We start from the raw sequence: 23,396 nt of genomic DNA, 5'->3' as shown, positions 1-23,396 counted from the left end.
TTTCTCCGATCCGTCAGTTTTTCCCGGACAGGATCGCCTGATCTTTACCTTATTTTAATTTTTTCTTTTCCCCTCTTCCGGTTCGGATATTATTCTCCGAAACATATAATATGAACCGTCTTCTTTCAGTTCTACTTTCTTCCGTCTTACTCCTTTTCTCTTCAGATCTTCTTGCGGAGGAAAGGATTATCGAGGGTAAACTTCTTCAATTCGGTAGAATGTTAGGTACCGGTAACGATTTCATCCAAGTTCTTTCCAACGATCTGAGTCCCGAACTTTCCAGACTTCATAACCAGACCATCCGCGTTCTCTGCCAGATGAGAGGAGAAAATTGCGACCCAATACGTTATGAGACCTATCCTTTTTCCGAATCCAAGGGTCTTGCGGATTGGACTTTAAAGAGAATCCCGAATTACGTGAACAGAGGTTACTTTGCTTTTAACCCTACGGTAACCCCTGATGGACAATCCATCTTCTGGACTGTCTATTCTAGCAAAGGTAAATCCGGCACTCAAAGGATTTGGTTTGCGGAGAAGGACGATAAAGGATTTTGGAGAGACGGTAAAGAAATGCCCGCTCCATTAAACAATGATCTGAACTCCGCAGTGATCGCTGTCCTCCCAAGTAATAATGAATTATTCGTTTTCGGATCTTTCGGGGACGACGAGGCCACTCATAAGATCCAAGTCGAGTTCCAAGAAAAAAAAGAAGATTTAAGAAGGAACACCAGAGACGAGATGGAGTTCCGCCTAAAGGAAGAACAACTTGCTTACGAATATCTTCGCAAACTCACTCTGCTACAAAATAAGTCAACGGTTCCATTATATAAAAGTTATAAAGAAAAAGGAAGTTGGTCTTATCCTAAGGCGATTAACTTCCCCGATTTTTCGAATATTTATCTAAAAAACAATACTTCCGTTTTCGGAGGTTCTACTCTTTCTTCTTCCGGACGGATACTGATCTATTCAGTCCAGCAGCCAGATTCTTACGGAAAATTGGATCTATATGTAAGTATACAAAAAGCGGACGGCTCTTTTGCGATCGGCAAAAATTTAGGAGAAGTTGTGAATACTTCCTCCGAGGAGACTGCTCCGTTTTTAGCGGGAGATGATAGAACTCTTTATTTTTGCAGCGACGGTCATAAGGGTCTTTCTGTCTATGTAACCAAACGGATCGGAGAAGGTTGGGACAATTGGACTAAACCAATCGAAGTCTCTGCCAATCTAAAAGGTGTAAACTTTTTCTCTATTCCTGTAAATAGCGACTGGGCCTACGTAAGTAAAGAAGGTCAGTTATATATGGCCTATCTCCCCCGCGATTTCCGTCCGAATCCGGTTGTCGTCATCAAAGGCAAAGTTTTAGACGAAGAGGGGAATCCTTTAGGCGCCGAAGTACATTACGAATCCTTAACACGTTTGGAAAAAAGGGGAAGCGCTAAAAGTGATTCCAAAACCGGTTCATTTAGCCTGGTCCTCCCTTATGGAGAAAAATACGGTTTTTACGCGGAGAAGCCGGGTCATCTTTCCGTTTCTAAAAATATAGATCTTACCGAATCTAAACAAGAAGACGCAAAATTAGATGTGGAATTCCGTCTTCCCGCTCTAGCGGTCGGCAGGCAAATCCTTCTAAACAATTTATTTTTTGAGACAAACAAATTCGAGATCTCCAAAGATTCGGAACCTGAATTGGATCGTCTAGCGAACTTTTTAAAATCGAATCCTAAACTCAAAATCTCGGTCGAAGGTCATACCGACAACGTAGGAAAAAAAGAACATAACCTGGAACTTTCCGAAAGCAGAGCGAAAGCAGTTGCAGACTATCTGATTTCTAGACACGGAATTGACAGTTTGAGAGTTCGTACCCAAGGTTTTGGGGACAGCCAACCAATTTCTTCCAATGATAACGCTTCAGAACGTCAAAAGAACAGAAGAGTTGTGTTACAGATCGTAGACTGAATTCGTTCGGTTCCTTTTTTGTAGCATTCCTTCCTTAAATTCAGGTTTTACCTTGTATTTTTGTTTTAAAAAAGGATTCTAATCCGGAATGAAAATAGCGGTCATCGGTAGTGGAATCGCCGGCTTAAGCGCATCTTGGTACTTGGGCAAAGAACATGAAGTCTCTCTTATAGAAAAACATCCTTTGGTCGGTATGGATGCTCACGGTACCGATCTTTTCTCCAACGGACATTCTATCCGTGTGGATGTCCCATTTAGAGCATTCAAACGTAATTACTATCCATGTCTTTTGGATCTTTACAACGAAGCTGGGATCGAAGTAAGACCTGTGGACTATTCGTTTTCCTTAAATTACGGGGATGGTACTACTTATTTCGGTTTTTCCACTTTGGGTATCGGCGGTAATTTTGTTCCGATCCCTTATTGGGTTTGTTTCTCGAATAAAACTTCTAGACGTATTTTTTCCGACGCGATCCGTTTCTACGAAGAATCGGAAAGAGAACTGCAATCGTTAGATGGAGAACAACTTACCATCTCTCAATTCTTAAGCAGATTCGGTTATTCAGTAGAATTCGAAGATCTGTATCTGATCCCTATGTTCTCCACGATCAACACTTGTACTTCCGAAAGCGCCAAAAATTATCCCGCAGAAGTGGTGATTGGTTATCATTCTAGCGGTTTAAAGTTCCTCAGATTTTTAACGCCTGAAAAGGGGACCAGAGACGTTACTGAAAAACTCTCAAAAAGGACTTCTTCCGTTCGTTTGAGCACCGATCCTAAAAAAATCGTTTTAGAGAAAGATAAAGTAAAACTGATCTTCGAAAATGGAGAGGAACTTTTTGACAGAGTAGTAGTCGCTGCTCCAGCCAACCAGGCTATTTCCATACTTCCGGACGAATATTCAAAAGAGAAAGCGTTACTTTCCAAGCTCAAATACGAAGCTTCTGAAGTAGTAGTTCATTCGGACGAAAAGTTTATGCCCAAACAGAAAAAACATTGGGCTCCTATGTGTTTTTCCCTTTCAAAAGACAGCTCTACTGCGACTGCTACTATCCTTTTAAACAAGGTATTGCCTACTATGAAAGGTAAGGCAGTATTCCAAACCTGGAATCCACTTGTAGAACCGAATGAAAAAGATTTTATCAGCAGATCCAAATTTGAAAGACCTGTAATCGATCTTGCTTCCAGAAAAATCTTAGAAGAGTTAAAAGAATTTCAGGAACTTCCTAACAGAAAGGTTTGGCTCTGCGGTTCTTACGCTAGATATGGAATGCCGCTTTTAGAAGCAGGAGTTTCCACTTCTTTGGATGTAAAAAGATGGGTAGAAAGTTCTCTAAAGTCTTAAAATCTACTCCGGTTTTCTGACCTTATAGATCCAATATTCGAAATGTTTTTTGATCGTTTCAGATCCGAAGTATTCCCCTAACATTTCGTATCTTCCTGCGAGCCTTTTAGGGATCTTTTTTTCCGATTTAATTTTTTCTAATATAAATTGGGAAAACCCAGGAAATACGAAAGGATCAATTCTTTCCAAAACTTCGAAATTGAATCCTAACGCGGAATATTCCGAGACAATACCTTCTACCTTTTTGAGATCGGAAGACATTTTGGCCATTTTGGAGATCAAATTCCTTTTGAAAGTTTCCCAATAGGAAATTTTCCGATCGGAGAATAAAATCTCCGCGGATACGAACACACCTCCCGGCTTTAAGATCCTATAAATTTCTCCGACCAATTTGTTTCGGTTCGGTATAAAATACAAACTGTCCAAGGCGAGCACCACATCAAAGGTTTTGTCCTCGAATTTCGCCAAACCTTCTACACTTCCTAAAATTAAATTGGGAGAACTACCTCTTCCTTGATAACGTCTTTTTGCAAATTCGATCTGTATCTTGGAAATATTGATCCCGTAGATATTCGAAACATTTACTCCAAATGTATTTTCCCAAATCCTAAATTGGTCCCCACATCCGAATCCAAGATCCAATAGCTTGGAATTTTGATCCAAACCTGCTAATGTTCCTAAATGTTCCGCAAGGTTTGCACATGCCGTGCCGTATTCTTTAGTTTTCTCCCAATAGCCCAGATTGGCCCATGACTCTCCGTCTTCGTTCAAATAGAGATGAGAAAGATCTGTGGGAATTCCCTCTTTTCCGAATATTAGTCTGACCTTGGGCCAGATCTCCGTCTTTGAAGGAAAAGAAGAATGATGGCGAAGAGAAATTTCTTTTTTGTAAGGCAGGTCTTCCATGATCCCTAATTTCTTCGGTTACCCGAAGCAAAACTTTATTGGACATAGAATTTAGGAACTGTCTACCAGAATCGTTATTTATTTGTCCGTTCTTTCATCCTTTCCGGATATGTCCTATGCCGACATAAGAGAGCGGGAATGTGGACAAAAATCCCTAAAAAAAAGTCCTTTTCTTTCTCTAACTTACGGCGGAAAACCTACCGACGGACCTTATGAACATCAAAGATCGTATCCTTGGAATTTTAGCTGCAATCCTCCAATATTCTAAAACAAACTGGAGATCCATCCTCAAATACTCGGTCATTTCCGGGATCGTGATCCTTTCATTTCTGATCGGCGGATCTTACGTTGTATGGCTCACCAAACAAGAAGAAGTCGCTCGCAATTTGGAAACTTTCCAGAGGGAAGTATCCGACGCATACGATCCAAACGAGATCAAACCGATCCGGATCTTGGATAAAAACGGAAAATTGATCGGAGAATTTTCGCGGAGAAAATTCAGACCGATCCGCACCGATAATTTGGCAAATCATGGAAATATAATATGGGCTCTTCTTAGCTCCGAGGACAGGGATTTTTACGAACATAATGGAGTTAATTTTACTGCGTTACTTAGAGCGATCATAGTCAATCTGACCACTTTCCAAAAGCAAGGGGGTTCCACTCTCACTCAACAGTTGGCAAAACTAACTTTGGATTTGGGCGCTCGAAATGTGTTCAATAAGCTCACCGAGTTTTACTGCACATTCTACCTGGAAAGCAAGTTTGATAAGAATACGATCCTTGCAATGTATCTGAATCGTATCTTCTTGGGAGAAGGAAACACGGGAGTCGAAGAAGCCTCCCGTTATTACTTTAATAAACCTGCATACGAATTAACTCCCGCCGAAGCTGCTTTGCTTGTAGGAACAATTCCTGCTCCTTCCAATTATAATGCAGTCAGAAATCCTAAGATAGCTCTCAAAAGACAGAAGATGGTAATGACCGTAATGGGTAAAAACCAGAACCTTCATCCGAATCCTAAATCGATCGAAAGAGATTTTGAGAAGAAGGTGGACGCGAATATCCGAAAGTTCAGGTCCTTCTACGTTGTGGAGGAAACCAAGGAAGAAGAGGATAAAGTAGTCATTACCTCCGAGATAGGTAAGTACGGATTCGATAAGGATTTTACGATCAACCTGGCTCCCGATTTTAATTTCGGGATCCGGCAATTCGTAATCGAGAATTTCTCAGAAATAGATCTGGAAAGTCGCGGCATGAATGTGTATACCACATTAGATTATGACAAACAAGAGGCAGCAGAACGTTCTCTCAGAGAAGGAATTGAAGCAGTCCGCAAAAAACTTTCCGAAGATAAGGCTAATTATTTAAAAGCAGGCAAAACGGAAGAAGCCGCCAAACAAAATAAGATCATAGAGAATATGAACGGAAGTTTGATCTCCATCAATCCGACGAACGGATACGTGGAGGCAATGGTCGGTAGTTACAAAATTTCTAATATATTCAGGATGAACAGAGCGGTTTCCGCCGTTAGACAACCCGGTTCAGTCATTAAGGGACTTGTATACTTGATGGCATTCGAAAAAAGGATCGCCACTCCGACTTCTATTGTTGTGGATGAGCCGATCAAAATCAGAGGTTACGCTCCTAAAAATTGGTATAAGGGTCATAGAGGAGCAATGCAAACTAGGACCGCATTCGCTCAGTCCGTAAATACGATCGCAGTCAAGTTCATGGACGAAATAGGTGTTGGTGATTTTATCCATACTCTCGGAAAAATTTTGGACCTGGATAGTTCGGAGTTGAGCAGAAGGTTCCAACATAATCTTACATTAGCTCTCGGCTCCGGAGAGTTATCTCCAAAAGAATTGGCAACCGTTTACGCAACAATCGCAAATAACGGTAAAAAAGTGAAACCGGTGGAGATCCTAAGGATCACCGATTTCGAAGGTTCGGAACTTTATGTGAATCTTCTCCCTGATCCTAAAGATGCGGAACAAATTTTAGATCCCGTAGCCTGCGCCATGACCTTAAACTTATTAGAAGCAGTCGTCTCGGAAGAAGGTACACTCAAGATCGCATTAAAAGATGGAGAAAAATTCCCCCTAGGCGGAAAGACGGGAACTGTCCAATCTCCTAAAGAAGCGCAAAAGCGTTGGGGCTCAAGAAAAGGAGTACGTGACGTTTGGTTTGCAGGCGTGAATCCTAATTTAGTCACTGCAGTTTGGGTGGGCAACGACTTAGGCGCTCCCTTCCCCGGCTCAGGTTCCGGAACTAGCGGTTCTATTTGGTTCAGATATGTTTCTCATGTAGCCAGAACATTAGGTTTTGGCGATAGTCTGATCACTCCATTTAACGGTGATTATGTGAAAGTGGATATCTGTGCCGAAACCGGCGGACTTTTATCCAACGAAGCGGAATGTAAACATCCTCTTTACGGACAATACTATTACGTGGGAGATCAACCTGGCGGAGGGGCAACTACTCCAACAGTAACACAGACGGAAGGAGCAAGTTCAACTAACGGCTCTGAAGAAGCTCTCTCCGGAGAAGACGCGGTGGAATTAGAACTTCCTGAAGCTAAGGAAGATCCGAACGACGATTAGATCCTTTTGGCAGACGGTCCCCGACTAAATACAACTCGTAAGGGGACCACAAAAAGATCCAAGGAGCATCTTCGGATAAAAGTGAAAATGCTTCTTTGATCTGGGGACTTATATTCGTTTTATCGGTAGATCTTATTTCTTGGAAAATTTTTTCCATTTTCGGGTTATAGTAGAAGGCTCTATTTCCTCCGTTCCCGAATCTATCTCCTGCAAACAATGGATCCAAAAATGCGAACGGTCCGGGAAGATCCGCATACCAGAATAGTAAAGTTAGATCTCCTTTACCTTCTCCATTTTCTTTATATAATGCAGCTTTCTCCATCGGAAGAATCTTGATCTTCAATCCTAACTCTTTCAAATTCTGAACGATCGCCGCGCCGTTTGCTTGGTTCTCTTCGTCTCCTCTCATCCTAAATTCTAATTCTTTCTCTAAAATTCCCGGATAACAAACCGACTTAGAAAGTAATTCTTTCGCCTTGGAAAGATCGTAAGGATAAATTTCTTCGGAAGAAGTCCAGGCGTCCGAAATCGACTTTGGAAAAGGACCTACCGATACTTCCCCTTTTCCCTCTAATAAAACCCGGATAATTGTACGTTTATCTACAGAATAATTTAACGCTTTTCTAAAGTTCCTATCGAAGCAGTACTCTTTTGCATTGATCGCTACGTATTGTACACCTCCTCCCTTTCGAACGGAGATATGGTCTTCCTTTACTAATGAATTTTTGAGAAGGAATACAGGCAATTTCATCAGATCCAATTCGTCTTTGAAAAATAAATACAACCCTGTGCTTGCTTGCGGAAGAACCCTAAATATTATCTCGGAACCCAAGTCGTTGGAATGATTTGCAACCAATCTTAGATGATTATTTCTCTTCCACTCGGCTAATTTAAAATCGCCGCAAGCAGATTCAGGTGGACCGCAATAGATCCAAGCCTGCGGCAAAGAAAGTTTTTCTAAAGTTTCTCTAAGTCCGCCTTCGAAATAAATTTCCAAACTGGAATCTGAGAGGACCTTTCCACCTTTTAGGAAAGAATAAGTACTTTTTCTCGGGCCAGGAGTATTTCTCAACCTTTCCAAAGATCCTAGAACCGTTTGTGCATTCACATTCGATTTTAGATCATTGCGGATCTCCAGGATCAATCTTCTGATCTTGGAAGAGGGACCTTGCTCAAGCTTATACGATCTTACTAAAGAAGGGAGGATCTTACCTTCTTCATTTATATCAAAAAGTCTTGGATAAATATATTTTAGAACAATTCTCGAAGATAAGTCGGTGGATCGGATCGGGTCCAAAGAGATCGGATCGGAAGGTAGGGAAAATACCAGTTTTTCGGGACTTCTTTCCACTTTTCCACAATCATAAAAAAGAAGGGACAAAAGAAGGAAAGCCAGAGAAAAGGTAAGAGTCGGTTTCGGTCCGACCTGAAAATGGAAAGAGACCGAGTCTAGAAATCTAGGATAAAACATTCCGGACCTATGAACGTCTATAGACGCCTCTTGGGGTATTCCTTCAAGTATAAATACAGATTAATCACCGGGGTCGTACTATCCTTTTTTGTATCCATACTCAACGGAGCCTCTCTCACTAGCGTTATTCCGATTTTTAACGCAATCGGAAAAGGCGGAAAGGCCGACTTTCAAATTTCACTCACTAAAAAAGAGAGTATCGCATTAAAAGATAGGGAAGAAGGAAAAGAATTAGAAGCAATTCAAAAGATAGAAGCTCTAGTTGCAGACATAAAGATCAAGACTAACTTTTATCTAACCACTCTTCCAAAAGACCAGCTCGTTTTACTTTTTTGTTTATTCATCTTTCCCATCTACCTTGCAAAACTTTTATTCTTAACAGGCGCAGTTTACTGCATTAACTCAGCCGGATACCTGGCAGTCAGAGATTTAAGATTAGAACTTTATTCCAAGGCGCAAGAACTTCCACTCAATCATTTCGTTCAAGAGAAGACAGGGATCTTCATGAGCCGCATCGTAAACGATGTGGAAGTATTGGCAAAATTGATCAGCTCGGATCTGAAAGATGCCGTCGTGGATTTTTTCTATATCATTACACATTTGCTCATTCTTCTTTTCTTAAGCTGGGAAATGTTCATCGCGGTTTTAGTAGTCATCCCTTTGATTATGGGACCGGTAAGTTCGTTTGCAGATAGGATCAGAAAAGCGACACGCAACCAACAAGAAAGATTGTCCGCATTAAACGGCCATTTGCAAGAAGTGATCTCCGGTATCCGGGTCATCCGTGCATTCTCCATGGAAAAAACGGAAGCGGGAAGGTTTTGGGAGATCAATAACGATCTTTCCGACAAAACATTCAAAGGACATTTCTATCACCAGATTGGTCCATCTTTAGTAGAACTTTCCAGTTCCATTGTTGCAGTGATATTTTTGGCATTCGGTGCTTATTTGATCGAACTCCAAAAATTAACTCTAGGTCATTTTATGATCTTCTTCCTAACTTTGGTATTTTTAACCAGGCCTTTCAAGCAGATGGGAATGTTATCCAACTCCATCCAAAGTGCGGTGGCTGCAGGAACCAGAGTTTTCGAAATGTTGGATAGCGAAACAGACGTAAAAAATACATCGAACCCTATTTTTCCTAAAAGACTTTCTAAAGAATTAAAATTCGATTCGGTAGGTTACACTTATCCCGGTGCAAAAGGCCCAGCTTTATCCGACTTAAATCTTACCATACAAAAAGGATCTACTATTGCGTTAGTCGGCTCTTCCGGTGCTGGAAAATCCACATTAGTCGATCTGGTTCCTAGATTAATCGATCCGACTGAGGGTTCTATTACGTGGGATGGAACGGATCTCAGAAATTTGGATCTGGCTTCTCTACGAAAAAAGATCTCTATCGTAAACCAACAAGTATTCTTATTCAACGGAAGTATTCGAGAAAATATTTGTTATGGAACGGAAAACGTTACGGAAGAAAGAATGAGAGAAGTTTCGGAACTCGCATTTGCGACTGACTTCATATTATCTTTCGAAGACGGCTTCGACACAGTAGTAGGCGAAAGAGGAGTGATGTTGTCCGGGGGACAAAGACAAAGGATCTCAATTGCAAGAGCATTATTGAATAATCCTGAGATACTTATCTTGGACGAGGCAACTTCCGCGTTGGATACTGAATCAGAAAGAGTCGTCCAACAAGCTCTTGAGTCCTTGTATAAAAACAGAACCGTTATCATCATCGCTCACAGGCTTTCCACAGTCCAAATCGCAGACACTATTTTCACTATGGAAGGCGGAAAGGTGGTAGAATTCGGATCTCACTCGGAGTTGATCCGCTTAGACGGAAAGTATAAGAAATTGTACGAGATGCAATTCGCAGAATCCCCGGTTTAAGAAAAGAAGATGATCTCCTTTGGAAAGATCCTATTTTTTCCGATCTTATTTTTACTTAGCCTGATCTATAAGATCTTATTTTTTCTAGATCGAAGTTTAAAGAAAAAAAGAACCCTTCCTTCTTCCGTAACGATTAGCATTGGAAATTTCAGCGTAGGTGGAACAGGTAAAACACCTTTTACACTTCATCTGGCAAAATTACTCCATTCTAATTTTCCGGATGTACCAATTGTGATCTTAAGTAGAGGATACGGTTCTTCCGGAACGGGAACCAGAAGAGTGGGCGAAAATTCCTCTCCCGCTGAAATTGGAGATGAACCTTTACTTTTAAAAAAGAATCTTCCCTTTGCTGATGTGTATGTAGGAAGCAATCGCTACGATTCTTACTTACAATTCAGATCCGAGAATAAAATAGAAAAAGATCAAAAGGTATTTGCCTTACTAGATGACGGATTCCAACACCACGCTTTAAACAGGGATTTGGACCTAGTTTTATTGGATTGTACCAAACTTTCCAAAAGGGAATTTGTGCTTCCTTTAGGTTTATTAAGAGAATCTTATACTTCCGTATCTAGAGCGAATTTTTTGATCGCTTCCAAGTTTTCACAAGAATACGAGGACTTACTTTCTAAATGGATCAAAAAATACAGACCTTCTCAAATCTTAAGATTTAGATTTTCTCCCCGCGTATTGGTTCCACTTTCATCCGGATCATCCGAAGTCTCGGCAAAAGAATTAACCGGAAAGTCAGTATTCGGTTTTGCCGGTTTGGGAAATCCGGACTCGTTTTATTCTTCCTTAAAAGACCAAAGCCCGTCCGAACTAAAAACCAAATCCTATCCGGATCATTATTCATATACGAAGGAGGATCTAAACCAGATCTTAGAAAGATCTTCCGGCCAAGATTACATTGTATGTACGGAAAAAGACGGAGTGAAAATCTCTTCTCTCATCGGGAGCGATAAAAATTTTTCCAAATGGTTCTATCTTAGATTAGAAACCGTCCTGGAAAATGAATCCGAGCTGGTAAGATCAGTCCGCGGCTTCCTCTAACCGGATTTACGTTCCCAAAAAATAGAACGATCCCTTGCTCTCTTCTTTATATATTCAAGAAATCAGTTAACCGAAATTTTTCTTGTTACTGTAGTATTTGTTATACTATAAACAACCTCAGTTCTCCGGCGTGTCAATTTATTGCTTGAATCTTACTTTCTTTCCAAGGATTCTTTCCTAGAATTCAAAACTGAATGGGACCTGGATAGGAAATGAGAAGACTAAAAAATAAGATCAGAGCTACAATTTTCTTCGTATGTATGGTCTTCTCTGCAACTTCTATTCATCCAAACGATCAGGTGATCTATATGAAGGACGGAAGAGTGATCACCGCTGAGATCATTTCCCAAACCGCATTCAAGATGGTGATCAAATTACCAGACGGTTCCACAAAAGAAATTTCAAAACAAGATATCAAACGAGTCGCTTTCAAAGAAATAAAGGCCCCGGGCCCTAAAGATAAAACCCCCGTTGGACCTCCTACACCCACTCCGGAAGAAATTGCAAAACAGCAGGAAGAAGATTCCAAAAAGCAGGCAATCTTAGACGAAAAAGCGGAAAAAAGAAAAAAACAAATCGAAGAAGCAAAACGAAATCGTATCGATATTTTTTTAGGGACCGGATCAGGAACCGTCAACTTCCAAGGGGCTAATTTTTACGACAACGTGATCGCAGTCGGAAGTAGTTTGGGACAAGACAGCGGTAAATTCGAATATCCGATAGAACCGAAACCGAAAAGTGGCAAGGCTAATTCTTTCGAAGTTAGATATTCTTGGAATAGATTCGTAGGAGAACTAGGCGCAAGCTCCGTTACGTCTTCTGCAACTCAAAATATCGTTGGAATAGACGGCCCAAGTAGCGGAACGTTCCCGAAATTTATCCGCGGCAATTATGATGTTTCCATGAAACATGTTTATGGAAATTTTTCCTACTCGGTATTCCCTCATCCTAAATATGATATTCGTCCTGTGATCGGTTACCACCAGTTCTGGACAAAGACGGACAATTCAAATTCTTTGGCATTAGGAACAGGAGTTGCTCCACTGTTTACCGATCAATATTTCGGTACCGATCCGACTTCAGTTGCAGAAGGTTTAAAAGGGTTCTCCTACGGGATCCAATACGATATAAAGTTCGAAAAATTCGAGATCCGCACTGGATTACATATTCTTCAAATGAAAGGGTACGGAACTTACGATCGACATTTGAATGCTTATGCACCTGCAAGTTCGCAGAACCAATCGGAAAATATAGACGTATACAATAAATGGGTCGCAAAAGGAGCGATCATAGATTTGAAATTTCTATATCCTTGGAAATACGGGGTCAGCTTTTGGATGGGATTGAACAGTATGAGTTGGACTTATACAATGTCTGAAACCGCATTGAACGTGGGTAACGAGGGTTCAGGTGCGGATCCACAAAATTATATCCTAGGAAAATTGCTTTTCGAATCTCTCGTCGGTCCAGGTTCACTCAAAGAAACAAAAGCAACCACAATCCAAATCGGTGCGACTTACTCGTACGACTTTAATAAATAAAATCGTCTAATTTCTTCAATATGTTTTATTTGAAACGAATTTTCGTTTTAAGCTTATTTGTACTCACTCCCACAAATATTTTCTCAGAAACGCAGTACGTATACATGAAAGACGGGAGAATTCTCAAAGGAGAAGTTCTTCATCAAAGTGCGTTCAAGATCAGATTCAAAAGCGCAGAAGGGAAAGAAGAAGAAATACTAAAATCGTCGATCCGCAGAATTACATTCAAAAATCCTGATATAAAAGAACCGGCCAAACAGGAAAAAATCGAAAAGCCAGATCCGGCACTCGAAGAAAAATTGAAAGCAGTCTCTCAAGAAAAGGTTCCTTCCATTCTTTCTGATCGTCGTAGTTTTGAAATTTTAGGAGGAATAGGAAGAAGCGGCTACGAAAGTCAGGTCGCAAATTTCCATAGAAGTGTGGAGCAGTACGGCTCGATCTTAGGAGGCAATGGCGGATTTTTTTATAATTCTCCGGATCGAAAAGATTCAAACGCGAAAACTATAAACCTAAGATATACTTGGAAACGTACCGTTGCCGAACTCGGCGGATCTCATTTAAACTCTTTGGAATCTGTAAACAATTTCGGAAATATAGTATATCCGGATCTTTCCGGGACAACGGTTTCCCAAGCTGCATTTAGTCCGGGCGTTCCCTATCATTCGATCAGTTATAAACAAATAAATGCTCAAATTTCTTACACGGTATTTTCAAGATCAGGATTAGAAGTCAGACCTATATTAGGTTATCATAAAATTTGGCAGAAGGGAAAGGATGATTCTACTTACGAAATTTCTCCAAAAGATCCTGCAAATACGAATTCAGTAGACTGGACAATAAAATATGGAGTCAGTTTCAGCGATTATCTCAGTGGTCCTTCCGTCGGAGCAGCTTTAGAATACAAATGGAAGGAAAAATGGGAGACCAGATGGGAGTTCCAAAAACAATTCCTACATGGAAATTCGATCTATACAAGGGACCAAATCGCTTACCTTGTAGGAAGTTTTTTCGAAGAAAGAGCGGCATTGAACAACCAATGGAAGGTGAACTCTCAATCCATTTCAGGAAAGTTAATCTATCGCTGGAGAGATTCTGTCTTTTTTTGGACCGGATTTCAGTATTCTAAACTCACTTATAAGATGGAACATATGGGAGGAGATTTGGATCTAAACGGCAGTCCTTTAGGCGCTTATATAACGGCAGAATTGATCCAATCTTTGACCCAAGGACTTGCAGGAAATTCTGTAGTAAAGGCGATCTATCTAGGAGCAGGATATACTTTAGATTTTTCTAAAAAAGAAAATCAGTGAATTGAGCCGCATACGATACAATCTTTACGTCTGACTGTGGAAATGCTCCTGAATTCCATTAATTTGGAATCTACTTGTAAAATTTTACCGAATAAGCCTGAATCTCTTTCAAAATCACTTAATAAAAATTGAATACACTCCGTTGCCTGAATGGTACCGATCATTCCCGCCATACTGCCTATGACTCCTGCATCCGCACAAGAAGGTACATGTTCAGGAGCGGGAGGATTCTCATAAACACATCTAAAACATGCATCTATTTCAGGACGAACTCCCATTACCATTCCTTCGAAACGAAGAACACCGGCAGTGACAAAAGGGATCTTCTCCCCTATACATATATCGTTCGTCAAAAATTTTGTGTCGAAATTGTCAGAACCTTCCAAGACCAGATCGGACCCTCTCAGTAATTCTTTTGCATTCTCTTTGCTAAGTCTGGCTTGTATACCTTCTATATTTATGTAAGGATTTAAGGACTTCAGGTTCTCGGAAGCCGCTAAAGATTTGGATCTTCCTATATCAGAATGTTTGAATATGATTTGTCTTTGTAGATTGGTTGTTTCGACTATATCGGAATCTATGATCCGAATATTTCCTACTCCGGCGGCCCCTAAATACAACAAAGCCGGAGATCCAAGACCCCCGGCTCCGATTACCGTTACTACTGACTTTTTGAGTTTTTCCTGGCCTGCACGCTTTACTTCGTTTAGAAGAATATTCCTGGAATAGCGGCTCAGTTCTTCCGGACTCAACACCGAAAAGAAAATTAACCCTTCAGCTTTTTAGTAAGAACGTTCAAAAAATCGGAAACGAATTCATCGGATCTGCGGTTTTTGTCAGCAAACTCAAGAGCTTCCTTTGCAGCGTCTTCTGCTTTCTCATTTTTGATCACAATATTCAGAATAGAAACAAGAGCAGTGTAAACGATGTCTCCGTTATCGGAGCTAATCACTTTGTTTTTTAAGGCAATTGTGGAATCACCAGCTTCTCCAATTTGACCCAAAGCGATCCCCGCAGGAACTGCTACTTTAGGATCGTTGGAGCGGTTCAGAAGGTTGATCAATTCCGGGATTGCGGATTTTTCCTTTTTATCCCCCAGATAAAGGGAAGCTTCGATTTTTTCCTGATCGGATCCGCTGGAAAGTGCCTTGATATGATCTTCCGTACTTTTTTCGGCAGAAACCGAAACTGTAAAAATAAGAGTGGCGAGTATTGCGAACGTAATGGCGCTTTTTTTCATGATCTCCTCCTGTAACCGAGGAATCTTCCCCCGGGAGCCGAGATCGTCAACCCAAATAAATGGTTCGTAGGAATCCCTCGGCCTTTTGAAGATGGATTCGGAATGCAATTCAGTCTTCCCGAAATCCGTCCCAAAGAATGGATCCATAGGATAAAGGAGGAGTTTTTCCCTCCTCGGATCCTGGATAAGTATGTATTCTCCGAATTCATAAAAATATTTATCGGGGCTCTGATCACCTTAGGATTTCTGGCCCTCATGTCCTCTTACAGTGATATCAAGGGGGACATGGCTTCCTCTAAAGGTGGAAAGATCCACGGCTGGCTTTTCATTCTATTCCGTCTCCCCCAGATGCTCATCCAGTACATCATGAACATCGCCATACTATTCTCAGTATCTTTCACTGTGGGACAATTTTCGGCGAACAAAGAACTGGTGGCGATGATGGCAGCAGGGATCTCTTTCAGAAGGATTGTGGCTCCGATCGTGGCGTTCAGTTGTGTCCTTTGGTTTGCAGCATTCTTCCTAAAACAAACTGTTGTAGCGCCTTTAAACGCAAGAGCCAACGAAGAACATAAAATGTTGAAAGAAGGAGACCAAAACACGTTAGTCGGTGTGGTCTATCAAAAACATTTCAAGGGCCAAGAAGGTTTTTATTATATTTATTATTATGACACCAAAGAAGAAGAGATCAAAGGCGGATTCAATTATATCTGTCTGACGCAGGAACAAACCCCTGATTATCTACTGGTCGCCCAAAGAGCAAAGTACGATTACCAAAAAGAAGTTTGGATCTTAAAAAGTGTAGAAGAGACCAAGTTCGACGACGATCTGCAAGTAGTCTCCGTACAAAAGTTTGCGGAGAAAGAATACAAACTTCCTGAAAAGCCCGACTATTTCAAAAAATTAAAAGGTTCCGTGGAAGAGATGAACTTTTTCGAACTATCCGAAGAAAAGGAAAATCGGATCAAAAAAGGTCTATCTTACGGAGACGTGGATATAGCAAAACATACGTTATTTGCGGAACCATTATTGATCGTAGTTCTTACCCTGGTAGGATGTGCGAGCGGATTTTTTACCAAAAGGATGGCGATCGTTTCCTCTCTTGGAGTAAGTATCGGAGTGGCTTTACTTTATATGGTCATGGACCCCTCTTTCAAATCCTTAGGAGAGAACGAGGTAATCCCGATCTGGCTTGCAAGTTGGATCACTCCTATACTCTTTTTATCCGGACTATTCGTAATTTATAAAAGACTCAAAGTCTGAACTTAAATAAAAAAAGCCTCCTGTTCTTGGGAGGCTTTTAGATCTTTTCTATAAAAAGAAAATTCTGTTTTTTTAATATTATTTTCCACCTTTAGGTGTAACGGTCGCTTTCGGCACAATCACTCTTATATTATTTTTTTGGATCTTATATCCTCCGGAAACGGTAACGATCCCTTTGAATAAGTCGGAAGTATCCGTAATTTTTGCCATAAACCAGTTACCGGTCCGAGCCTCTTCCTTGGATTCAGGGGCTCTATAACCGTCTTCCGTTCCCATGTCGAACATGATCACTTTTACTCCCAGCTTTAAGTCCTTGTCAGTAGCAAGTCGGGTCATGTAAAAGTTTTTGGTCCAATACTTCTTACCGTCGGTCACCTGAAGGAATTCCCCTTCTCCTTTTGTTTTGGTGGCAGAAGCAGGAGTCATTTCCTTGGCGATATATACGTTGATATAAGTTTGATCGTTATATTCTTCCCTTGAGACAAAATAATCATCCGGCTGGATGTAATGATCATCCTCTTCCGCAAACAAACCTGTCGGCAATAAACTCAGACAAAACGCAACAATCGCGATCACTCTAAATACATTTCTGTTTTTCATTCCTAAACTCCGTGAAACCTATTCATTTACCGAAATGATTTCCGGCAGTGAATAATTTATTGCATATTAAAGATATAGCCGTTTTAGTCAATGCTTCCAGAGGAAAGGTATAGTCCGTTTTTGAAAAGTTTTAGCATCCGGATCAAAAATTTTTTCGAAGTGAGCAGTCTTAAATCTGCAAAAAAAGGATAGATTACTTTCCGAAAAAGGGCTAAGTATCTTTCTTCGATCGTATATATTAACTTTAAAAAATATTAACATAGATCAATGTAGTTCTTGAAAATACTATTTTACTTCGAGTATAAGGTGTAAATGATCCCTGTATGAAAAAATCCGGAAAAAACGATTCGAAAGATCCGGTCTTTGAAACCGAAAAGCTAAGCAAAATTTACGATATGGGCCAGGTCAAGGTTCCAGCTTTGAACGATATTAACGTCCGATTTTTTAGATCCGAATTTTCGGTCCTATTGGGCCCAAGCGGCAGTGGAAAATCCACTTTGCTAAACATATTAGGAGGGTTAGATTCTCCTAGTTCCGGAAAAATACTTTTCAATAATAAACCTTTACAGGCCGATCAAAACGATGATCTTACCGAATTCAGAAGGAAATACGTCGGATTCGTATTCCAATTTTATAATTTGATCCCGAGCCTTTCGGCAGAAGAGAATGTAAGACTTGTCACCGACATTTCCGACAATCCGATGTCCCCTTCGGAAGCTTTAGAATTGGTCGGCCTAACTGATAGAAAAGATCATTTTCCTTCCCAACTTTCCGGCGGAGAACAACAAAGGGTCGCGATCGCAAGAGCAATCGTCAAACGACCCGAAATACTTCTCTGTGACGAACCTACAGGAGCCTTAGATTTCAAAACAGGAAAGATCGTACTGGATGCGATCGCAAAGATCAACAAAGAGTTAGGCACTACCACGATCATAATAACGCATAATGTCAGCATCGCTTCTATCGCGGATCGGGTCGTGGAGATGAGGGACGGGTCTATAGTATCCGATAAACCTAACCTTCATAAATCCACCACAGAGAGTCTCCATTGGTAAAGGTCCTAGACAAAAAGGCCTTAAGGGAATTATTAGCCTGGAAATCCCAAGCTGTCACTATTACATTAGTGATCGCCTCGGGGATCGCGGTTTATCTGACTTCCTTGAGCGCTTACGATTCTCTTTTAGTTTCCAGAAATAATTTTTATGCGGAATATTCTCTTTCCCAGGGGTTCGTTTCTCTCCATAAAGCACCCGAATCGATAATTTTAGATATTTCTAAAATACCTGGAGTATCGTATGCGGAAGGAAGGATCATCAAAGATATAGTTTTGGATTTTGAATCCGAATCTATTCCTAGCGGAGGGAGGATAGTTACCTTAACGGAAGGCTTAAATCGTTTGGCGTTATTACAAGGAAGATTGCCTCGAGAAAAGGACGAGACCGTCATAAGCGAAGCATTCTCCTTAGCAAATCGATTAGGACCAGGTTCCAAACTCATTGCAGTTTTAGAAGGAAAGAAAAAACTACTTACGGTCTCGGGGATCGCACTTTCGCCCGAATATGTATACGTTTTTCGCCCGGGAGGATTCCTACCGGATGACAAACATTACGGGATCCTTTGGATGAAAAAAGAAAGTGTCGAAGAAATCTTCGACATGAGCGGTGCAATAAACGATATCATATTCGATTTTGCGCCGGATGCCGAAAAAAACTCTGTGCTCAAGGAAGTGGATCTTAAACTCACCGCGTTCGGAGGATTAGGCTCTTACGACAGGGACAAACTTCCGTCACACTCCTTTCTGAGGGATGAATTCAAACAATTAAGAACAACTGCATTCTCCATTCCGATGGTTTTTTTGGGAGTAGCGGCATTCCTTCTTCATATCGTAACTTCTCGAATGATCTCCAAACAAAGGGAACAGATCGCAACTTTAAAGGCCCTCGGATACGGAGATAGAAGTATCGCATTCCATTATTTAAAGATAATATTAGTAGTGTGTATCATGGGTTCCTTATTAGGAATAATATTCGGATATTACTTAGGCACAAAAATGGTAGGTCTATACGGAGATTACTACAGATTTCCGAATCTAAAATTCCTATTCGACCCTAGATTGGCAATCCAAGGTGTATTGATCGGAATAGCTTCAGGAATGGCCGGCTCTTTCTTATCGATCCGAAAGGTTACTTCTCTCCAGCCCGCCCAGGCGATGCGACCTCCTGCTCCGGAAAATTTCTCCAAAAGTTTTTTAGAAGAATACTGGAAAGACCTACCAGTAGTTTATAGGATCGCTATACGAAATCTGATCCGAAGGCCGGGAAGGACATTATTATTCATATTAGGAGTTTCTTCCTCCGTAATGATCATGGTCTTGGGCCTGTTCTCCAGAGATACGATGACTTCCATTGTAAAAATACAATTCGAAGATCTGCAAAGAGACACAGTTACATTAAATTTTCAGAATGCGGTTTCCTCCGATTCTATCTTGGAATTAGAGAAGAAGGAAGGGATCCTACTTGTGGAAGGATATAGATCCGTACCTGTCCGCATTCGTTATGGGAATTCCAGTAAAGAAATCGGATTAACTGGAATGCCTCAAAATTCCTATCTCAGAAGATTAATCAACGAAAATGGACAAAACGTCCCGGTTCCGGAAGACGGCATCCTCTTAAATTCCGGAATAGCGGAAAAATTCGGGATTCGAAGAGGAGATAAAATACAACTAGAAGTATTAGAAGGACAAAGGATTAAGACGGAAGTCGAAGTAACCGGGATCATCAACGAAATCTTGGGACAAGGAGCCTATAAGGAGATCCAATCCTTAAACCGATTGTTAAGAGAAGGAGACCAGGTAAACATTGCGGCACTTTGGACGGACTCCTCCAAAGAAGAAGCTCTATTGAACGAATTAAAATCCTATCCGAAGATCTCGGGGGTATCTACTCGAGCAAGGACCCTAAAAATATTTTATGAATTAATGTCGAGAAGCATATTAACGACCTCGTTGATCATAATGATCTTCGCATGTATTATTTCAGTCGGAGTAGTCTATAATACCGCCTTGATCTCGCTTTCCGAAAGAGCCTTCGAATTGGGTAGCTTGCGGATCTTAGGTTTTACCAAGACGGAAGTTTTTATCATATTATCCGGAGAGTTGACTATCGTGATCTTAGCGTCACTACCTTTGGGGTGTTTACTCGGTTATTTTTCCGGATACGCGATCCTAAATACGGTGGAAACCGAAGGATTCAAGATCCCTCTATTCGTTTCTCCTAAAACATATGTAATTTCTGTCTTTACTGTCCTAACTACTTCTTTATTTAGTTTCTGGATACTTTACATCAAAATAAGATCATTGGATCTGATCTCCGTATTAAAGGTAAGAGAATAAAATGCAACTTAAGGAAATCCTATTAAACTTATATTCCAACAAGATCGCCCGTATCTCTATTGCAGGTATTTTGTTACTACTTTTAGGCTGGTGGATCTTTCGGCCCAAACCTTTACAAGTGGATATAGGAAAGGTGGAAAAAGGGACCTACCGACAAATCGTAGAAGAAGAAGGTATCACGAGGGTAAAAGAAAAATTCACCCTCTTCTCCCCCGTAAATGGAGTACTACAAAGATTAGAAAAACATGTGGGAGAAAGAGTCGATAAAGGAGAAACCGTTGCAATCGTGCGCTGGGATTATGATAGAAAAGTGAAATCACCGATCTCAGGAAGTATCCTATCTATACAAAGAGAAAGTGAAGGCCCCATCGCCATGGGAGCGCCCATCTTAGATATAGGAAATACATCTTCTCTCGAGATAGTGTGCGATGTACTTACCCAAGATAGTACTCATATTCACGTAGGGGATCCTGTTTTGATCGAAGGATGGGGAGGGGAACCTTTCCAAGGAAAAGTCAGATTGGTAGAGCCTGCAGCATTCACTAAAATCTCCTCCTTAGGAGTAGAAGAACAAAGGGTTAGAACTATCATAGATATAGCTCCACCTTCTCCGATGGGAGATTCTTTTCGGGTCCAAGCCAAAATAGTGTCCTTTAGCAAAGACAATGTGTTAATTCTACCTACAGCCGCATTGTTCAGGGAAGGAGAAAATTGGTCCGTTTTCAAAGTGGTAAAAGGTAAAGCGATTAAGACTAACGTAAAAATAGAGGCAAGAAGCGGAAAGTCTTCCCTTTTAACGGAAGGTCTGCAAGAAGGAGACGAAGTGGTTTTGTATCCGACCGAAGAGATACAGAACGGAAAAAAGGTGAAATAACCCAATATAACTTATTCGGATTTTTTTCCGAAAAAACTGAATATTTTGAAAAAAAATTCATTGGTTCTCTAAAGTTTGTCCGATACTTAGTACAGATATGCCTAGGGAGTAACCGCTTAGATGCGACATAAACTCTGTGGAAAATGAACAATCGGGTTTATCTACCGATTTTCCAGAGGTCGCCAGGATTACACCGAAAGGAGGGTAAAGAACATGGACGTTCAACTTACGAATCTAGTCTCATCAGCAGAGAAACTTCTCCGCGACAAGAGATCTTCCGTCCCAGGAAGAACGGGAGTACCCTCGGAAGCCCAAAACGCAGCCGACAAAACCGAGTTTTCTAGCAGCTTAACTTCTAGATACTTGAAAGTCCAAGAAACCTTGGGGAATCTCCAAGAACAACTTTCCAAGGAACAGATGAAACTCGGAGTACTGAGCGAAGAAAAGAACACACCTAAAGAGGATCTGATCAATATCCTTTTCGGTGAAACTCCTTTGTTCAGAGAATTGGTAGAAAATCCAAATCAGGATCTAAACCAATTGAGAGAGCAGGTCCAAGTGAAAAAGGACCAACTAATGGATTCTATCCGCAAATACGAAGTGGAATCCGAGAATGTGCTCTCCGTCGGAATGCTTAAGAACCCTGAAAATTTCCGAAAATCGGTCGAGAACCTTTCCGGCAAAGATATTCAGATGAAACAGCTCTCCGAGAAAACGATAGAAAGACTGATCCAAGATTAACACCGAGGACTCTACAATCTAATAAACAGAACATTCCCTCAATCAAGGGACAGAGTCCTCTTTTAGTTTTAGCCAAGTTTAAAAAAGCTTGCGGACTCGAATTTCAAAACGATCCTGTGGCTGCAATGGCGCTTAAATTCCGGATCTTACTACTCTTACTTCTACCTCCATTGTATTTTTCTTTGGTCGCTCAGACCTCAGATCCATATCATTATGTGCTGATCACATCAGGAGTGTTAAACGTTAGGGAAACTCCTGAAACCGGAAAGATCGTCTTTACATTGAACAGAGGAAGTAAGGTCAAGATCCTTCCTGACGAAACAAAAGGCCCGATCGATTGGAGCAAGATCAAAACGGAGGACGGTAGAACAGGTTTTGTTTCCAGAAAATATTTAGGACTCACACCGCCTGACACATTGGACGAATACAAATTAATCGGATTTGTTTGGTCCGGATATGATCCTAAAGATCTTCCCATCTTTGTTCCACTTGCTTTTTTCAGCCAAAAAGGTTGGCAAGAAGCGAAAGACGAATACGAATTCGATTATAAATTCAGAAGCGGTGTGAATACTTCGCTTCCTTCTTTTTCATTATTAGAAGGAGACAAGGGTCCTTCCTTTTCCGCTGCCTCACCCACTACGTATGGGTGCCAAGAATTTCCCGCTTTAAAAGTAAAACCTACTGGAGATTTGAAAGCCAAAAAGGATTGGTTGGTATACTCTCCTGATCTTGGACTACAATCTATTCCGCTCCAAGAATTATCCAAAACGGATCCCGATTATACTCTTTTCAAAAACTTAGCTGAAACAACTTGGAAAGCAAGAGGATACCCGGAGACGGAATGGCTTCATTCCACAATGGAAGAAGTATATACTTTCAAAAATAATAAAAAAGAGACCTTTCTCTCCGGAAGGATCGCCTATCATAAAAAAGGCGCAGAAAGAAGGTATCTCTACCTACTAGGGCGAAAATTCGGGACAGACAGAGTTTTAATCTCCTTTGAAAAATCCGAAAAACTTACCGAGGAGTTGGGATTTTATGGAGGTTCTTTTCATTTGATAGGAGTGATCTATAGGGAAGAAGATCCGGTTCCTATATTATTATTTACTGATATAGGCTACGACTCTTCCATTAAATCCTTATATGAACTAAAGAACGGGACCTTGCAGCTATTATTAAGGGGCGCAGGAGACGCCTGTTAAACTTT

Annotated in this window: 18 protein-coding genes; 13 read left to right on the top strand and 5 right to left on the bottom strand. The window is 40.9% G+C overall.

Going from position 1 to position 23,396, the window contains the following annotated elements; translation table 11 throughout:
• Positions 1-110: 110 nt before the first annotated feature.
• Together LEP1GSC185_RS04935 and LEP1GSC185_RS04930 are read left to right on the top strand one after the other, a co-directional pair.
• Entirely contained in the window at positions 111-1,955 is a 1,845-nt protein-coding gene (locus LEP1GSC185_RS04935; RefSeq protein ID WP_008593695.1) for an OmpA family protein, read from the top strand.
• Between the two features lie 88 nt (positions 1,956-2,043).
• A complete protein-coding gene (locus LEP1GSC185_RS04930) occupies positions 2,044-3,300 on the top strand; it encodes an NAD(P)-binding protein (RefSeq protein WP_008595360.1) in 1,257 nt (418 codons plus the stop codon).
• Between the two features lie 3 nt (positions 3,301-3,303).
• Here LEP1GSC185_RS04930 and LEP1GSC185_RS04925 read toward each other — a convergent pair whose 3' ends face one another.
• Positions 3,304-4,206, bottom strand: coding sequence for a class I SAM-dependent methyltransferase (locus LEP1GSC185_RS04925; RefSeq protein WP_008595408.1), 903 nt, complete (start codon positions 4,204-4,206; stop codon positions 3,304-3,306).
• Positions 4,207-4,418: 212 nt separating this feature from the next.
• Here LEP1GSC185_RS04925 and LEP1GSC185_RS04920 point away from each other — a divergent pair, with 212 nt between their 5' ends.
• The gene (locus tag LEP1GSC185_RS04920; RefSeq protein ID WP_008593834.1) at positions 4,419-6,812 is read left to right on the top strand and encodes a transglycosylase domain-containing protein; all 2,394 of its coding nucleotides are present in this window, start codon (positions 4,419-4,421) and stop codon (positions 6,810-6,812) included.
• On the opposite strand, the gene LEP1GSC185_RS04915 is transcribed toward LEP1GSC185_RS04920, so the two are convergent.
• On the bottom strand, positions 6,787-8,283 hold the full coding sequence (locus tag LEP1GSC185_RS04915; protein WP_008595198.1) for an ABC transporter substrate-binding protein: 1,497 nt from the start codon (positions 8,281-8,283) through the stop codon (positions 6,787-6,789). The two genes, LEP1GSC185_RS04920 and LEP1GSC185_RS04915, sit on opposite strands and share 26 nt — an antisense overlap.
• Positions 8,284-8,292: 9 nt before the next feature.
• Here LEP1GSC185_RS04915 and LEP1GSC185_RS04910 point away from each other — a divergent pair, with 9 nt between their 5' ends.
• From LEP1GSC185_RS04910 to LEP1GSC185_RS04895, 4 genes are all read left to right on the top strand, one after another.
• Positions 8,293-10,176 (top strand): ABC transporter ATP-binding protein, encoded by a 1,884-nt coding sequence (locus tag LEP1GSC185_RS04910; protein ID WP_010513824.1) that lies wholly within the window; start codon positions 8,293-8,295, stop codon positions 10,174-10,176.
• A gap of 9 nt (positions 10,177-10,185) precedes the next feature.
• Positions 10,186-11,229, top strand: coding sequence for a tetraacyldisaccharide 4'-kinase (lpxK, locus tag LEP1GSC185_RS04905; protein ID WP_008593490.1), 1,044 nt, complete (start codon positions 10,186-10,188; stop codon positions 11,227-11,229).
• Positions 11,230-11,441: 212 nt separating this feature from the next.
• Positions 11,442-12,770 carry an LA_0442/LA_0875 N-terminal domain-containing protein gene (locus LEP1GSC185_RS04900; RefSeq protein WP_008595792.1) on the top strand — a complete coding sequence of 443 codons (1,329 nt, stop codon included), beginning with the start codon at positions 11,442-11,444 and terminating at the stop codon, positions 12,768-12,770.
• Between the two features lie 20 nt (positions 12,771-12,790).
• A complete protein-coding gene (locus LEP1GSC185_RS04895; protein ID WP_415857741.1) occupies positions 12,791-14,080 on the top strand; it encodes an LA_0442/LA_0875 N-terminal domain-containing protein in 1,290 nt (429 codons plus the stop codon).
• Here LEP1GSC185_RS04895 and LEP1GSC185_RS04890 read toward each other — a convergent pair.
• Together LEP1GSC185_RS04890 and LEP1GSC185_RS04885 are read right to left on the bottom strand one after the other, a co-directional pair.
• Positions 14,074-14,835 carry a HesA/MoeB/ThiF family protein gene (locus LEP1GSC185_RS04890; protein ID WP_008594421.1) on the bottom strand — a complete coding sequence of 254 codons (762 nt, stop codon included), beginning with the start codon at positions 14,833-14,835 and terminating at the stop codon, positions 14,074-14,076. The genes LEP1GSC185_RS04895 and LEP1GSC185_RS04890 overlap by 7 nt on opposite strands.
• 11 nt (positions 14,836-14,846) lie before the next feature.
• Positions 14,847-15,320, bottom strand: coding sequence for a HEAT repeat domain-containing protein (locus LEP1GSC185_RS04885; protein WP_008594278.1), 474 nt, complete (start codon positions 15,318-15,320; stop codon positions 14,847-14,849).
• Positions 15,321-15,422: 102 nt separating this feature from the next.
• Between LEP1GSC185_RS04885 and LEP1GSC185_RS04880 the strand changes: the two genes are divergently transcribed.
• Positions 15,423-16,583 (top strand): LptF/LptG family permease, encoded by a 1,161-nt coding sequence (locus LEP1GSC185_RS04880; RefSeq protein WP_008593764.1) that lies wholly within the window; start codon positions 15,423-15,425, stop codon positions 16,581-16,583.
• 78 nt (positions 16,584-16,661) lie between these two features.
• Here the strand turns inward: LEP1GSC185_RS04880 and LEP1GSC185_RS04875 are convergent, their stop codons facing one another.
• A complete protein-coding gene (locus tag LEP1GSC185_RS04875; protein ID WP_008594419.1) occupies positions 16,662-17,183 on the bottom strand; it encodes a hypothetical protein in 522 nt (173 codons plus the stop codon).
• 323 nt (positions 17,184-17,506) lie between these two features.
• On the opposite strand from LEP1GSC185_RS04875, the gene LEP1GSC185_RS04870 reads away from it, so the two are divergent.
• From LEP1GSC185_RS04870 to LEP1GSC185_RS04850, 5 genes are all read left to right on the top strand, one after another.
• On the top strand, positions 17,507-18,238 hold the full coding sequence (locus tag LEP1GSC185_RS04870; protein ID WP_008594210.1) for an ABC transporter ATP-binding protein: 732 nt from the start codon (positions 17,507-17,509) through the stop codon (positions 18,236-18,238).
• The gene (locus LEP1GSC185_RS04865; RefSeq protein ID WP_008593997.1) at positions 18,232-20,574 is read left to right on the top strand and encodes an ABC transporter permease; all 2,343 of its coding nucleotides are present in this window, start codon (positions 18,232-18,234) and stop codon (positions 20,572-20,574) included. The genes LEP1GSC185_RS04870 and LEP1GSC185_RS04865 overlap by 7 nt, the downstream gene beginning before the upstream one ends.
• Before the next feature lies 1 nt (position 20,575).
• The gene (locus LEP1GSC185_RS04860; protein WP_008595047.1) at positions 20,576-21,448 is read left to right on the top strand and encodes an efflux RND transporter periplasmic adaptor subunit; all 873 of its coding nucleotides are present in this window, start codon (positions 20,576-20,578) and stop codon (positions 21,446-21,448) included.
• A gap of 213 nt (positions 21,449-21,661) precedes the next feature.
• Complete coding sequence (locus LEP1GSC185_RS04855; RefSeq protein WP_008593682.1) at positions 21,662-22,189, top strand: LIC10415 family protein; 528 nt, start codon at positions 21,662-21,664, stop codon at positions 22,187-22,189.
• Positions 22,190-22,305: 116 nt separating this feature from the next.
• A complete protein-coding gene (locus LEP1GSC185_RS04850) occupies positions 22,306-23,391 on the top strand; it encodes an SH3 domain-containing protein (protein ID WP_008595696.1) in 1,086 nt (361 codons plus the stop codon).
• Positions 23,392-23,396: the final 5 nt, after the last annotated feature.

Origin of the sequence: Leptospira licerasiae serovar Varillal str. VAR 010 (assembly GCF_000244755.1) — a bacterium.
GTDB classification, from domain to species: domain Bacteria; phylum Spirochaetota; class Leptospiria; order Leptospirales; family Leptospiraceae; genus Leptospira_B; species Leptospira_B licerasiae.
Note: the sequence above shows the minus strand (reverse complement) of the source record. Positions and strands in the feature narration are given on the sequence as shown.

What these genes read in the sequence shown, in the direction of transcription:
- LEP1GSC185_RS04935 (WP_008593695.1), top strand. Translation starts at nt 111, where the DNA reads ATGAACCGTCTTCTTTCAGTTCTACTTTCTTCCGTCTTACTCCTTTTC.
- LEP1GSC185_RS04930 (WP_008595360.1), top strand. Translation starts at nt 2,044, where the DNA reads ATGAAAATAGCGGTCATCGGTAGTGGAATCGCCGGCTTAAGCGCATCT.
- LEP1GSC185_RS04925 (WP_008595408.1), bottom strand. Translation starts at nt 4,206, where the DNA reads ATGGAAGACCTGCCTTACAAAAAAGAAATTTCTCTTCGCCATCATTCT.
- LEP1GSC185_RS04920 (WP_008593834.1), top strand. Translation starts at nt 4,419, where the DNA reads ATGAACATCAAAGATCGTATCCTTGGAATTTTAGCTGCAATCCTCCAA.
- LEP1GSC185_RS04915 (WP_008595198.1), bottom strand. Translation starts at nt 8,283, where the DNA reads ATGTTTTATCCTAGATTTCTAGACTCGGTCTCTTTCCATTTTCAGGTC.
- LEP1GSC185_RS04910 (WP_010513824.1), top strand. Translation starts at nt 8,293, where the DNA reads ATGAACGTCTATAGACGCCTCTTGGGGTATTCCTTCAAGTATAAATAC.
- lpxK (WP_008593490.1), top strand. Translation starts at nt 10,186, where the DNA reads ATGATCTCCTTTGGAAAGATCCTATTTTTTCCGATCTTATTTTTACTT.
- LEP1GSC185_RS04900 (WP_008595792.1), top strand. Translation starts at nt 11,442, where the DNA reads ATGAGAAGACTAAAAAATAAGATCAGAGCTACAATTTTCTTCGTATGT.
- LEP1GSC185_RS04895 (WP_415857741.1), top strand. Translation starts at nt 12,791, where the DNA reads ATGTTTTATTTGAAACGAATTTTCGTTTTAAGCTTATTTGTACTCACT.
- LEP1GSC185_RS04885 (WP_008594278.1), bottom strand. Translation starts at nt 15,320, where the DNA reads ATGAAAAAAAGCGCCATTACGTTCGCAATACTCGCCACTCTTATTTTT.
- LEP1GSC185_RS04880 (WP_008593764.1), top strand. Translation starts at nt 15,423, where the DNA reads ATGCAATTCAGTCTTCCCGAAATCCGTCCCAAAGAATGGATCCATAGG.
- LEP1GSC185_RS04875 (WP_008594419.1), bottom strand. Translation starts at nt 17,183, where the DNA reads ATGAAAAACAGAAATGTATTTAGAGTGATCGCGATTGTTGCGTTTTGT.
- LEP1GSC185_RS04870 (WP_008594210.1), top strand. Translation starts at nt 17,507, where the DNA reads ATGAAAAAATCCGGAAAAAACGATTCGAAAGATCCGGTCTTTGAAACC.
- LEP1GSC185_RS04860 (WP_008595047.1), top strand. Translation starts at nt 20,576, where the DNA reads ATGCAACTTAAGGAAATCCTATTAAACTTATATTCCAACAAGATCGCC.
- LEP1GSC185_RS04855 (WP_008593682.1), top strand. Translation starts at nt 21,662, where the DNA reads ATGGACGTTCAACTTACGAATCTAGTCTCATCAGCAGAGAAACTTCTC.